An 11,142-nucleotide genomic window follows, 5' to 3' on the forward strand; every position below is an offset into this window, starting at 1 on the left:
CTGTTGCAGGTGCTGCCGAAGGCCGCAACGGATGAAAAGTTGGTGAAAACTCTAGAATCTAGAGTGGCTGCACTGTCGGGTTTTACGCCGCTGCTACGATCGGGCAAAACGCTGCAGCAGATTCTGGAAGAGTTACTGGGTGATATGGGGCTGGAAATTTTCCCGGAAACTCAGATGGTGCGCTTTCACTGTGGCTGTTCGTTCGATCGAGTTTTGGGCGCTCTGAAAATGTTGGGCGAAGCGGAACTCCAAGACATGATCGAAAAAGATGGCGGGGCTGAGGCTACTTGCCATTTCTGTAACGAGGTTTACAAGGCTAACAGCGATGAACTTGCTGAACTGATCGGGGATTTGCGATCGAACTCGGGTTCTTGAGAGGATAATGTGTAATTGGTTCCCTTGAGTGCGAGTTGGGGATCGAGGCCTTGACCAATTGCCAATTACACATTATCAATTACCTACGGGACTTACACGACCGCGATCGAGATTGAGAGTTTGTTTGACCCGGAGCGATCGCGCTCCACTAGAGGTTTTCCTACATCAAACTCGGTTTAGGCGTCAGGGACTCACCCATCGCCAAACTGGAATTTTTGTGGTGGGATCGAAGCTTCTGGGACGCGATCGAGAGAAAAACCCGGAATTGCTCGAAAAGTTGGGTGGAGTGGCTGGAAATCTCGTTAAAAATCGGGTTTCTCATCCCGCCCAAAACTGAATGCCGTGTCGCGTACTCCTATGCTTGCGATTCCCAAATTTTAGAAGGCGGTTCTTGCTCCCTGATTCATCCGTGGAGTAAATCTCTGATTGTTCAATCTCAAATTGTAGAGAGGGCGCGTAAGTCTTGGGTGATTGGAGTCAGCAGCAAGAAGGCAAGTTGATACGGTTGAGATGTAAAAGTTATGGATATGTTTTATATCAGGAAAATATTAGCCCTCGCTGTTTTGAAATATTTAAGAATTCCTGGTTGTTGTTTGTGGTAAGCAAGGTATGAGTCAAGATCGCAAAACACCAGGCCGTTGGTCTGCATCAAAATCCTTCGATCCAAAAAAGGATACTTCCTCGCTAGTGCCAATTCCCACTAGGAAAAACCGGGCCCAGCGACTTAAAGAGATCCGTGAGTTGGTTACTTCGGGACAACAGCCGGGAGGTGATCTCGGACAGCGACCCACAGAGTCGAGGGAAAACTGGCAGTCCCCGGGAGAAGACAATGGGCTGTGGCAAAGGTGGTATAAAAAGTGGCAGTTTTGGCTGGCGGTGAGTTTGATGCTGTCAGTGGGTATGGGGTTTGTGGCAATTTCGTCTTTGCTCAACTTGACAGCGCAGTCGAATTGCTCGAAGATTTTTTGGCCGACGGCTTCTGCTAACGATCGCTTTTTTTGCGCTCAAGAAGCAGCTAGCAAGCGGACGGCTGATGATTTGCTCAGGGCGATCGAATTAGTGAATGCTTTGCCCTCAGACCACCCGCTGCGACCGAGAATTAACGGTCAAATCGATCGCTGGTCGCAGGATATTCTCAGGTTGGGAAATGCTAGGTTCCAAGAAGGGAAACTCGATGAGGCGATCGCGATCGCTCGCAAGGTTCCTCGAAACGTTCCGGCTTCGGTGACGGTGGAAAAGCAGATTGAAAAGTGGCAGTCGCTCTGGAACGATGCAGAGAAAATTTACCGCACTGCGGTAGATTACTTGCGTCAGGAAGAGTGGACTAAGGCCTTCAGCGAAGCTACTCTGCTGTTGGATACGGGAAATACTTTCTGGGAGTCGGCTAAGTATGAGGAACTGACTAAGGCAATTGAGACGACCAAGGTAGAAGGCAATAAGTTGGTAAAAGCCCGAAACACAGCCTCGGAGGGAGGGCTGGAAAATCTGGTGACGGCAATTAAGCTGGCTCAGGGAATCGATGGCAGCAGTTATTTGTATCAAGCTGCTAATAAGCTGATCGCGGAATTTAGCAAGAAAATTCTGGCGATCGCCCAAAAACGCTTGCAGACAGGGGATTGGCAGGAGGCGGTGGCGATCGCATCCAAGATTCCGGAGTCGGCAAATTTAAAGGAACAAGTTCAGGATTTTAATCAGTTGGCCAGCGGTACGGCTCAGGCTTTGACTGGCTCTGTTGATGGTTTGTCTAAGGCGATCGAGATTGCTCAAAAGTTGAAGTCGGGCCGCCCTTTATACAAACAAGCTCAAGATTTGGTCGGCCGCTGGCAGCAAGAAATGGCTGATGTCAAAACTTTGGATGCGGCAAGCAGGCTGGCTGCGCCGGGAGGGGTAAATGATTTGAGGGCTGCGATCGGGCAGTTGCAAACAGTCCCCCAATCAAATCCCCGCTCTCAGGAAGCTCGCATTCAAATTGCTCGCTTGAGCCGTCAAATCGAGCTGTTGGAAGACAGTCCGTACCTGCAAAAAGCTAACGATTTGGCGATCGCGGGCGATCCGAATTCTCTGGAGGCCGCCGTTGCTCAAGCTTCTCGGATCTCTCAAGGTAGGGCGCTTTACGGGGAAGCTCAAACCAAAATACAGGCTTGGATCGAGAGAAGACAGCGCCTTCAAGACCAGCCGTTTTTGGAGAGAGCTCAGCAGCTAGCGGCTAGGGGCAATTTGGCTGAGGCAATTGAGATGGCCCGCCGGATTCGCTCTGGACGGGTGCTTTATGAGGAAGCTCGATCGAACATTCGGACTTGGGAGGCTCAATTTTTGGGCGAGCAAGGTTTGCAGAACGCTCGTCAAGCAGCCAGAGCCGGAACTGCTGACGCTTTGCAAGCGGCTATTACCCTGGCCATTCAGGTTCCAGAGTCGAGTTCGCTCCGCTGGCAGGCGAGTGAGGCGATTGATGAATGGAGCCAGCGGATTTTGGCGCTTGGTGTGGAACAGTCGTCGTCGGATCTGGCTGGGGCGATCGCCACTTTGAAGAAGATTCCCCCGGGTTCTCGGGCTTTCGATCAAGCTCGATCGCAAATCAAAGTTTGGGAGGAGTCGCTGAATCCTCCGCCTGCTGAGTCTGAGTCTCCGGTTCCCGAGCCGCCGGAAACCGAGCCGAGCAAGTCTCCGAGTCTCTAGGTCGATCGACCTGTAAGGCGGGTTTACAAATCATCTTCTCGTACCAAACCCCAATTAAATAAACCCGCCCTCACGAAACGATCGAACTTAGAGAATATCTCACCCAACCGCGAAGATGCAGTAGGCGAAGCGGCGCTCTTGTCGCGGAGGAAGAAAAGAAAGACAACAGAGACAACAGAAAGCGAGCTTCTCGATGAGTGTAAAAAGTGGTTTTTGTTTGAGTGCGATCGGGACAATTGCGCTACATAGCATTTTTAAATCGATCGAGGTACAGCTTAGCAATTACCTTTTTTCCCAGCAGTAATATCGTGGACGGTTGAATCGGAATCATAAAATCGAGTCAACAGTTAACACTCAACCATTCAGTTTTTCGACCCACAGTCAACAGTCATATTTTAGTGCAACCGGAATTGATATAAAATTCACACCCCGCACCCTACAGATAGAGTTTCTGCGTCCGAAACTGAATTAATTTTTCCCCAATTAGCCTTTATTTTTAGCTCGGTTAAACATCCGCCGGATTCAAGTGCATCATTACCCAAGTCGTGTAAGTGCCGATCGGACTCCAGAGTATGTAAGGCAGCAATAACAAGACCGCCGGCTGCGAAACTTGCAACACACTTAAAGCTAGTATTACGCTTAAAATAGCGCCCGTTCCGCCGATGATTGTGCCGACTTTTAGGCTCTTAAGTTTGCACATCACAGAAGTATAAGATATCGTTACTATTTCTAAAAGCAGGTACAAGCCCATTCTCAGCCAAGTCTCCTGAGTTCCCGGTTCTTTTTCCCAAACAATCACTGCCGACCAAGCTGCACAAATAAAAATTACTGTCCAAATGATCGGAATTGCTTTTTCAAATACTAGCCATCTCGGACGCTGCAAGCGGTTGAACCATTGGATGTCGCTGGGCGAGAGCAAGCTAGCGAAAAGTGCTACTACAAAGGCGACACCTCCAATTACCATCCAGGATTTAATCATCATCTTTATCCATTAGGTGACGTTGACGGGTTGTATTCAGCAGATATCTTAGGTAACTCAGGCGATAAATACATCTCTCTCCAGTCTTAAATTTATAACGTGAACGTAAATTATACTGATTAAAAACAGCAAATTTATTGCCTTCATAAGCTGTTCTGGATTTAAATTTTATCTAAAAAACAAGAAAACTCTTGTGGGCAGTTGCTCCTAGCCCGCCAATATGCAATGTTTATTTGTGCGACAGCTTACTCCTGTCCTCGATCCAGAATCGGCATTGTGTAGGGTGCGGGGGCGCACCTTACCGCTATAACTAGCCCTTCGCCTTGCAACTAAATCGGCTAGCCGAGCCGGTGATGCTGTTCTAATTCTAAACTAGAGTCACCATCTTTTCTCGGAACTAGAAGCGTATTTTCGCTGCTCGGTTGCAACACGGCTTTAATAACTTGAAGAAAACGATTAGGCTTTTTCGTTTGACCGTTGAGAGTGCGCCGGTCTTTTACTTTTTGAGAAAGGTGTCGCATCACTGATAAATCTAGTTCATCAATGAAATGGTCTGCTATACGTTCTCCCATTAAATCAACTGCTTCAGAATATTGTTCTGTCAGCGTTTCTATGGCATCGTATGCTTCGTCAGCAACTTGACTTGCTACTGTTTTATTTTGGTTGCCTGATGTCTGGGAATTGCTGCGGCGCCGGGCTAAAAGACTTTGGTATTCAGCAATACTCATTCCCAAATTGTAAATGTGGTGGTGAGCGTGATCCATCAAATCTACCTCACTGGGATAGAAAAAACCGCGAGTGCTGTTGATCCCGTGAAGTTTTGCCCAACCCCGCAGAATAGTCTCATCTTGCAGTTGGTATCGCTCCAACATTTGAGCTGTATTCAGCTCTACTTCTGGTGTAACTTTGAAATCGCTCATCGGTAAATCCTCGCTGGTGAGTAAATGAATAAACTTGAAATCTAGAATTTGTGATTGGGGTGCAATTTGAAAATGACGATAAATCCTTAACTGACGGCATTCAGAAAAGTCTTGGGGGCATTTGCTAGCCGTCGGTTGAGCGATCGCGCAAAACAATTTCAGGGTAGCGTAGTTTGGGCCTTGGTCTCGATCGCATTTGGGAGCAACTGCACAGGGTTAATAATATAGCTGATTTAGTGTTTCACCAACCGTTAAAAATAGTAAATTTTATTTTTTTGCCTTAACAGTTAGTAATATCGAGCTATAATAGTCTCAACAACTGTGCAATTAGTAATTTTAGTGGTTGCAAACGAGATTCTTAGTATGCCTGTATACGATTATTTTTGTCCCAAAAACAACCAGCAGTTAGAAGTTTCGCACAGCATGAACCTGGAAGTTTCGACTTGGGGTCAACTGTGCGAGTTGGCTAAGTGCGAACCCGGGGACACCCCCGCAGATGCTCCGGTGCGCCGTTTGCTGAGCGCTCCGAGGTTGATGAAGCCGACATCCGACACCGATTATAAAAATTCGGGTTTCAGCAAGTACGTGAAGCGGGATGAAGGTGTTTATGAAAATGTCACCGCTAAGGATGGTGAAAGCCGTATTGTCAATCGAGATGGCAAGCCGCTTAAAGACTGAACTCGGTAATTGGTAATTGGTAATTGGTAATTGGTAATTGGTAATTATTCCTAATGACTGCTGACTACTGAATTCTAATATTATTTACCAAATAAATCATTTGTTTTTTGTTTTGCTTGTGCTTTAGTTTCAGCATTAATGTATACTGAAACAGTCGCTATCGCCGCCAGCAATACTCCCAAATCGTCTGTAAATCCGATGCCGACTAATATATCGGGGATGGTATCGACAGGAGATATAAAATAACTTAAAGCTCCCACCACAACTGCTTTTGCCCAAGCCGGTACGTTGGGATTTTGAGCTGTGTAATAAAGTATCAAAGCTTTTTCAACTACTTCTTTACCTGCGGTAACAGCAAAAGTTTTAAGTTTTATCCAAAAAGTTTCATCGGAATATTTGATGTTAGTTTCGGTGAGATTTGTAGTATTTTTGGGATCGATTAAAGCTAAAGGAATCCCTGCTTTTTTTAGCAGAGATATAGCAGAATTTAATGATTTTGATGCTTGGTTCTGGTTGGTTCCAGCCGCGCGTATTTGTTTTAATTTTTCGACAAATTCCTGCATGGCTTGGACTTGCTTGTCAGAAATTGCTAGGATTTTTTGAGCTGCTGCGATCGCTTCACTTTCTTTGAGATGGAGCGTATTATTTACCCAAGCAATGTTAATCAAAAAATACATCATTCCCAAGCGCAGGGACTCTTGTGAGTGGCTTAGTGTTTGCAAACAGTCATTGAGGATTGGGGGGCGGGTTGTGTAGGATTGGATTTGGGTTTTTGCAGAGTCAGAAAACTTGTCTAAACTTATGGTTTTAAATAGCAAATTTAGTTCTTCAATATCTACGGAACCATCGGCGGCTGCGATCGCAAATAAAGAACCATAAAAAGCTAAAAGTTCGGTTTCTGAGGAGGTGGCAAAAATATCTGCCTCGGGCATGATGCACTCCGATCGATCGCGACACTTGACATTTTACCATAAAACTCAGCTCGAATAGATCGCACAAATCGGCAATAATTTGAGAGGGGATGAAACAAGGGAGAATTTTTTATGAAAGTGGCGATCGTCGGTGGAGGTTATGTGGGTAGTGCGACAGCCCAACATTTGCGCGACAAATCAGATTCTACCGTGACGGTGACAACTACGACGGCTAGCCGAGTCACTGAATTGGAGGGTGTCGCCCAGCGGGTGGCTGTGCTCCGGGGAAATGATCGAGATGCAATGGCGGCTGTATTGCAAGACCAAGATGCTGTTATGCTGTGCGTCGGTGCTCCAAATTCTCATGCTTATCGGCAGAGTTATTTAGACACGGCGACTACTTTGGTATCGGTTTTGCAGCAGATACCGACGGTAAAGCAGGTTATTTATACGGGTACTTATTCTGTGTACGGCGATCGACAAGGTAAGCTGGTAACCGAAGAATCGCCCGCCACACCCGCCAATCCCAACGGTGAAATTCTCGCAGAAACAGAACGGGTTTTATTAGCAGCATCGAGTCTCAACCTTCACATCTGCATTCTTCGTTTGGGTGGCATTTATGGGCCTGGGCGAGAATTAGTTAAAATCTTTGGAGGCTGGGCTGGAAGCACTCGTCCCGGTGCAGGGGAAGATGCTACAAATTGGGTGCATAGGGATGATGTTGTTGGGGGATTAATATTTGCTTTGGAGAATCGATTGCAGGGGATTTACAATTTAGTTGGGGATGTGTCGCTATCTAGTGGTGAATTGCTCGATCGCATTTTTGAAACTCACAATCTGCCAAAAGCTACTTGGGATGGAAGTCCTAGCGTGCGACCTTATAATGCGAGGGTGTCGAATCAAAAGATTAAGGCGGCTGGTTATCAATTTATCCATCCTGAAATTAGAGAGTATTAAATGCAATCATTAAACACACATTAAACACAATTGCATTCAGGCGATCGCTCTTTTTTCAATTATCTGAGTCCATCAGCGTTTATCCGCTGGAAATCTGCGGTTAACTGGTCGATCGAATATTTGTGCAAAAAGCTAGCTTATTGCGTATGTTTGGCGATCGCTTTTGCTACAGATATAAGCTGATCCTGAGTTAAATCATCCCCAGGATTTGCCACGGGGCCCCAGTTTGTATAACGAGTCGATCGGCCGGCACCTACTTCCGCAAAGACTCGAATAGATTGTAAGTTGCCGCGAGTCATTTCAAAATAAGTATAAGTAGCTCCCCAACACAGATATTTGTTGGTAATTCCTCCGATTCTTCCGCTGCCTAAATCCAGAGTTTTTACCAGTGCCACAGAAACAGTCGTTTGACAAGCTTTGTCATAATAAGCATAAGCTACCGGAGCATTTTCGTTGTATTTATAGTTAGTTGCAAATGTTGCTAATTCTGAGGGAGTCATCGCCAAACAAGGGATGGCGGCAGACAGAAAAACAATTGTAGTAGTTAGTAGTTTTGGGAGCATCTGACTTCAATTTTAATTAGAGAAACCATCATACACTATAAGGTGTCATGAGATTTTGGGGTTAAATAGTGAATGAGCTAATAGGGCGGCTTGAGTTCGATCGCGCAAATTCAATCTGCTCAAAATATTTGTTACATAGTTCTTTACTGTATTTTCTGATAAAAATAAGGTTTGAGCAATTTCTCGGTTATTCGCACCATTGGCGATTAAACGCAATACTTCTAATTCTCTGGGGGTTAGTTGTTCTAATTCTGGCGGCAAAACCGCTGGGGAAATAGTTACAGCAGGTGTCATCAGGGCTTTTTCAAACAATCCGGGCCCGAGTTGGGTGTGTCCTTTGTAAACAGCGCGAATTGCTAGGGCTAGTTCGTCGGGTTCGGTGTCTTTTAGCAGGTAGCCTTTTGCACCGAGTCGCATTGCTTTGCTGACATATTCATCGTCGTCAAAGGTGGTTAACACTAAGACTTTTGTGTCGGGATAGGATTGGGTGATGGCTGCGGTTGCGGCTACGCCGTCCATCACGGGCATCCGAATGTCCATCAGTACGATGTCGGGCTGTAAAATTGGGATTTGGGCGATCGCTCGTTGTCCGTTTTCTGCTTCACCGATTACTTGCATATCTGAATTGGACTCTAACATACTTTTGAGTCCTTGACGAATAATATGCTGATCGTCTACTAGCAATATTCTAATCATATTATCAACCCTAAATATTTTGAGAAGGCAAAGAAACTGAGATTTGGCAACCGTTTGCTGACTCGCTGTAAATGACAAATTGACCACTTAGCGCCGCCACTCGTTCTCGCATTCCTTGCATTCCAAATCCTGTAGTATTCTGGGCCGGATCGAAGCCTTTGCCGTTGTCAGAAATTGATAAATAAATCTGTCCTGCGTGTTGCTGGAGTTTAACTATCACGAGCGTTGCTTGGGCGTGTTTGTGAATATTTGTTAGGGATTCTTGCACAATACGGTAAAGTGTGATATTCATTTCTTGAGATAAGGTAATAGGTAAATTAATAAAGTCGCAAATTTCGCTGCCAGTCATGCGCTGAAAGTCTTGGAGCAGTTTGTCGATCGCACTTTCGAGAGATAATCCCTGCAAAGGATTCGATCGCAATACCGAAACAGATTTGCGAATTTCTAACAATGCTTCTGAACCGAGTTGTTTGGCTTGTTTCAGAAAATCCAGGGCTTTTTCATTCTCGGAATTCCAGAACAATAGGGCGTTATTGAGCTGAATTGTTTGAGCCGCGAGGGTGTGTCCCAATCCGTCGTGGATGTCGCGGGCAATTCGGTTGCGTTCCTGCAATGTTGCTTGATCTTCTATTCGCAGTGCGTAGTGTCGCAATTGTTGGTGAGTCACCGCTAGTTTGTCGTGGGCTATTTCTAATTCCTCTCGGCTTTGACGTTCGGCAATTAAGGCATTGATTAATAGCAAGGCAAATACTAAGGTCAACCCAAATAATAACACGTTGCTCAACCGCCATTCCCAAACTGTGGAAATGACTTTTTCGGGTAAAATTGGTTTGAATAACAGCAGCGAAGTATAGGACAGCATTGCTAAACTTAAGACTGCTATCTGTCCGGGCTGCCGGAAAATTAGGCAACTCCGCATCAGCAAAACGAGAAATAGCAAAAAGCTCGATCGGCTGGATAATCCTTGTTGGACTATTGGCAACAAAATTAATCCAAATTCGAGGGCTGTGAATAAAACTTTTTTCCCTAAGTTAACTGTTGGCAAACGCAGCCCGATGAAGCCGAAAAGTGCGATCGCGCCCGCGCGCCACATCAGCGACCACAGCGACTGAAACTGATGCAGCAGTTCTATCAATCCGGCCGTCGCTAGCAGCAGCCACTCTAAATAAAGCAATAAACGAAAGGACGGATAGGTTAGCCGAATCATCACATTTTTTCCCATCAACATCTGGAGCGATTGAAGCAATCGCGCTGATTTAATTATAGATAATATTTTAGAGTCAAAAAACATATTAGCCCCCCTATGGCGAAGGAAGTTCGTCACCGGATGTCATGGATGGATGTTGAAGGAATTGGGAATTGGGAATTGGGAATTGGGAATTGGGCAATTCTCCCCCTCTCCCCCTCTCCCACTCTCCCATTCTCCCTTTTGCCACAACAGCTTAGCGAAGGTGCGATCGATTGCGTTAGAGCCTTTGTGGCTGATTTTGGGGTTTTGGACTAGGAAAAAAGTCACAATCGCTATGTGCTTTTTGACTGGTTAGATTAGGAGTATTGCATGATGCGCTGGCTGGTTTGACCTTCTAAGATTTGTGGGTAAGAGTTAATTTAAAGGCAGTGAATTATGAAAAGAAGTACGATCGCATCAGCATTTCTCCTCGCCGGCGCTTTGTCGATAGGTAGTTTGTCTGCTTGTATGCCATCCAAGGCTTCCAATGTCACCCAACCTCACGTGGTGGCTGCAAATACAGGAACTTCAGCACAACCGAAGCTTTCTCCGGCCGAACGCGCCAAGAAACGTGACGAAGTTCGCAAACAAGTCGAAGCAGTGCTAACGCCCCAACAGGTAAAACAGTTGGACGCCAAAATCAAGGCAGGCGAAAAAATGGGGAAAGCTCTTAATCAAGTCAATCTCAGTGCTGACCAAAAAACAAAAGTTAAGGCGATTCTCAAGGCTGCTTATCCTCGGATGTGAAATGGGTAAAAACAGTCTTAAACCAAAGCTCAGTAATGCTCTGAAAGCGAGGTTGGGATACTAAAGCCGATCGTATCGAGATGCGATTTATTGTAGGGTGCGTCAGGGGGTTGAATGTTTTGTCTTATTGCTGATTGTTGTGCCTGACTCACCCGACAATAACTGCCGTTGATAGGTATTTTTGGTCTGAGGTTTATGATGATTAAAAAAAATATTAGTGATAGTCGAAATGGCACTCGCCCTAAAGTTGATGGCAAAAATTTGCAGCAAAACGGGCAATCAACGGAGCGGGTGAAAATTGTTGATAAAATTCCGAAAGCTCCTGTTGCTGAAGTCGATCGGAAAGCTCCAAGATTGCCGGAAAGCAAACCTAAAAATAATATTTTAGCAAAAGAACCGAAGACTGAAAAGG

Annotated in this window: 12 protein-coding genes and 1 pseudogene; 7 read left to right on the plus strand and 6 right to left on the minus strand. The window is 45.7% G+C overall.

Annotation, left to right across the window (positions count from 1 at the left end):
- Window positions 1-375, plus strand: a 375-nt coding sequence (locus IQ270_RS23685) for an Hsp33 family molecular chaperone HslO (RefSeq protein WP_193975638.1), incomplete at its 5' end; no start/stop codon positions are given.
- Between the two features lie 609 nt (window positions 376-984).
- Window positions 985-3,051 (plus strand): hypothetical protein, encoded by a 2,067-nt coding sequence (locus IQ270_RS23690; protein WP_193975639.1) that lies wholly within the window; start codon window positions 985-987, stop codon window positions 3,049-3,051.
- 505 nt (window positions 3,052-3,556) lie between these two features.
- On the opposite strand, the gene IQ270_RS23695 is transcribed toward IQ270_RS23690, so the two are convergent.
- Both IQ270_RS23695 and IQ270_RS23700 read right to left on the minus strand, forming a co-directional pair.
- Window positions 3,557-4,030 (minus strand): TspO/MBR family protein, encoded by a 474-nt coding sequence (locus IQ270_RS23695; RefSeq protein ID WP_193975648.1) that lies wholly within the window; start codon window positions 4,028-4,030, stop codon window positions 3,557-3,559.
- Between the two features lie 338 nt (window positions 4,031-4,368).
- Entirely contained in the window at window positions 4,369-4,950 is a 582-nt protein-coding gene (locus IQ270_RS23700) for a hypothetical protein (protein WP_193975640.1), read from the minus strand.
- 363 nt (window positions 4,951-5,313) lie between these two features.
- On the opposite strand from IQ270_RS23700, the gene IQ270_RS23705 reads away from it, so the two are divergent.
- Complete coding sequence (locus tag IQ270_RS23705; protein WP_193975641.1) at window positions 5,314-5,628, plus strand: zinc ribbon domain-containing protein; 315 nt, start codon at window positions 5,314-5,316, stop codon at window positions 5,626-5,628.
- Between the two features lie 80 nt (window positions 5,629-5,708).
- On the opposite strand, the gene IQ270_RS23710 is transcribed toward IQ270_RS23705, so the two are convergent.
- Entirely contained in the window at window positions 5,709-6,560 is an 852-nt protein-coding gene (locus IQ270_RS23710; protein ID WP_193975642.1) for a YkvA family protein, read from the minus strand.
- Window positions 6,561-6,671: 111 nt separating this feature from the next.
- Between IQ270_RS23710 and IQ270_RS23715 the strand changes: the two genes are divergently transcribed.
- Window positions 6,672-7,496, plus strand: a complete 825-nt coding sequence (locus tag IQ270_RS23715) for an NAD-dependent epimerase/dehydratase family protein (protein WP_193975643.1) — start codon at window positions 6,672-6,674, stop codon at window positions 7,494-7,496.
- A 137-nt stretch (window positions 7,497-7,633) separates the two neighbouring features.
- Here the strand turns inward: IQ270_RS23715 and IQ270_RS23720 are convergent, their stop codons facing one another.
- The 3 genes from IQ270_RS23720 to IQ270_RS23730 are packed head-to-tail and all read right to left on the minus strand — an operon-like array spanning window position 7,634 to window position 9,962.
- Window positions 7,634-8,059 (minus strand): hypothetical protein, encoded by a 426-nt coding sequence (locus IQ270_RS23720; protein ID WP_193975644.1) that lies wholly within the window; start codon window positions 8,057-8,059, stop codon window positions 7,634-7,636.
- Window positions 8,060-8,104: 45 nt separating this feature from the next.
- Window positions 8,105-8,755 (minus strand): response regulator transcription factor, encoded by a 651-nt coding sequence (locus IQ270_RS23725; RefSeq protein WP_193975645.1) that lies wholly within the window; start codon window positions 8,753-8,755, stop codon window positions 8,105-8,107.
- A 10-nt stretch (window positions 8,756-8,765) separates the two neighbouring features.
- Complete coding sequence (locus IQ270_RS23730) at window positions 8,766-9,962, minus strand: sensor histidine kinase (protein WP_193975649.1); 1,197 nt, start codon at window positions 9,960-9,962, stop codon at window positions 8,766-8,768.
- 96 nt (window positions 9,963-10,058) lie between these two features.
- Between IQ270_RS23730 and IQ270_RS23735 the strand changes: the two genes are divergently transcribed.
- From IQ270_RS23735 to IQ270_RS23745, 3 genes and pseudogenes are all read left to right on the plus strand, one after another.
- The gene (locus tag IQ270_RS23735; RefSeq protein WP_193975646.1) at window positions 10,059-10,259 is read left to right on the plus strand and encodes a hypothetical protein; all 201 of its coding nucleotides are present in this window, start codon (window positions 10,059-10,061) and stop codon (window positions 10,257-10,259) included.
- 120 nt (window positions 10,260-10,379) lie between these two features.
- Window positions 10,380-10,730: a hypothetical protein gene (locus tag IQ270_RS23740; RefSeq protein WP_193975647.1), complete on the plus strand. Its 351-nt coding sequence runs from the start codon at window positions 10,380-10,382 to the stop codon at window positions 10,728-10,730.
- 168 nt (window positions 10,731-10,898) lie between these two features.
- Window positions 10,899-11,142, plus strand: a pseudogene (locus tag IQ270_RS23745) (hypothetical protein); the annotation flags it as partial.

The sequence above is a fragment of the Microcoleus sp. LEGE 07076 genome (assembly GCF_015207455.1).
Taxonomy (GTDB): domain Bacteria; phylum Cyanobacteriota; class Cyanobacteriia; order Cyanobacteriales; family Microcoleaceae; genus Microcoleus.

Bases quoted from the DNA above. Each gene is read 5' to 3' on its own strand.
- IQ270_RS23690 (WP_193975639.1), top strand. From the start codon at position 985: ATGAGTCAAGATCGCAAAACACCAGGCCGTTGGTCTGCATCAAAATCC.
- IQ270_RS23695 (WP_193975648.1), bottom strand. From the start codon at position 4,030: ATGATTAAATCCTGGATGGTAATTGGAGGTGTCGCCTTTGTAGTAGCA.
- IQ270_RS23700 (WP_193975640.1), bottom strand. From the start codon at position 4,950: ATGAGCGATTTCAAAGTTACACCAGAAGTAGAGCTGAATACAGCTCAA.
- IQ270_RS23705 (WP_193975641.1), top strand. From the start codon at position 5,314: ATGCCTGTATACGATTATTTTTGTCCCAAAAACAACCAGCAGTTAGAA.
- IQ270_RS23710 (WP_193975642.1), bottom strand. From the start codon at position 6,560: ATGCCCGAGGCAGATATTTTTGCCACCTCCTCAGAAACCGAACTTTTA.
- IQ270_RS23715 (WP_193975643.1), top strand. From the start codon at position 6,672: ATGAAAGTGGCGATCGTCGGTGGAGGTTATGTGGGTAGTGCGACAGCC.
- IQ270_RS23720 (WP_193975644.1), bottom strand. From the start codon at position 8,059: ATGCTCCCAAAACTACTAACTACTACAATTGTTTTTCTGTCTGCCGCC.
- IQ270_RS23725 (WP_193975645.1), bottom strand. From the start codon at position 8,755: ATGATTAGAATATTGCTAGTAGACGATCAGCATATTATTCGTCAAGGA.
- IQ270_RS23730 (WP_193975649.1), bottom strand. From the start codon at position 9,962: ATGATTCGGCTAACCTATCCGTCCTTTCGTTTATTGCTTTATTTAGAG.
- IQ270_RS23735 (WP_193975646.1), top strand. From the start codon at position 10,059: ATGGCGAAGGAAGTTCGTCACCGGATGTCATGGATGGATGTTGAAGGA.
- IQ270_RS23740 (WP_193975647.1), top strand. From the start codon at position 10,380: ATGAAAAGAAGTACGATCGCATCAGCATTTCTCCTCGCCGGCGCTTTG.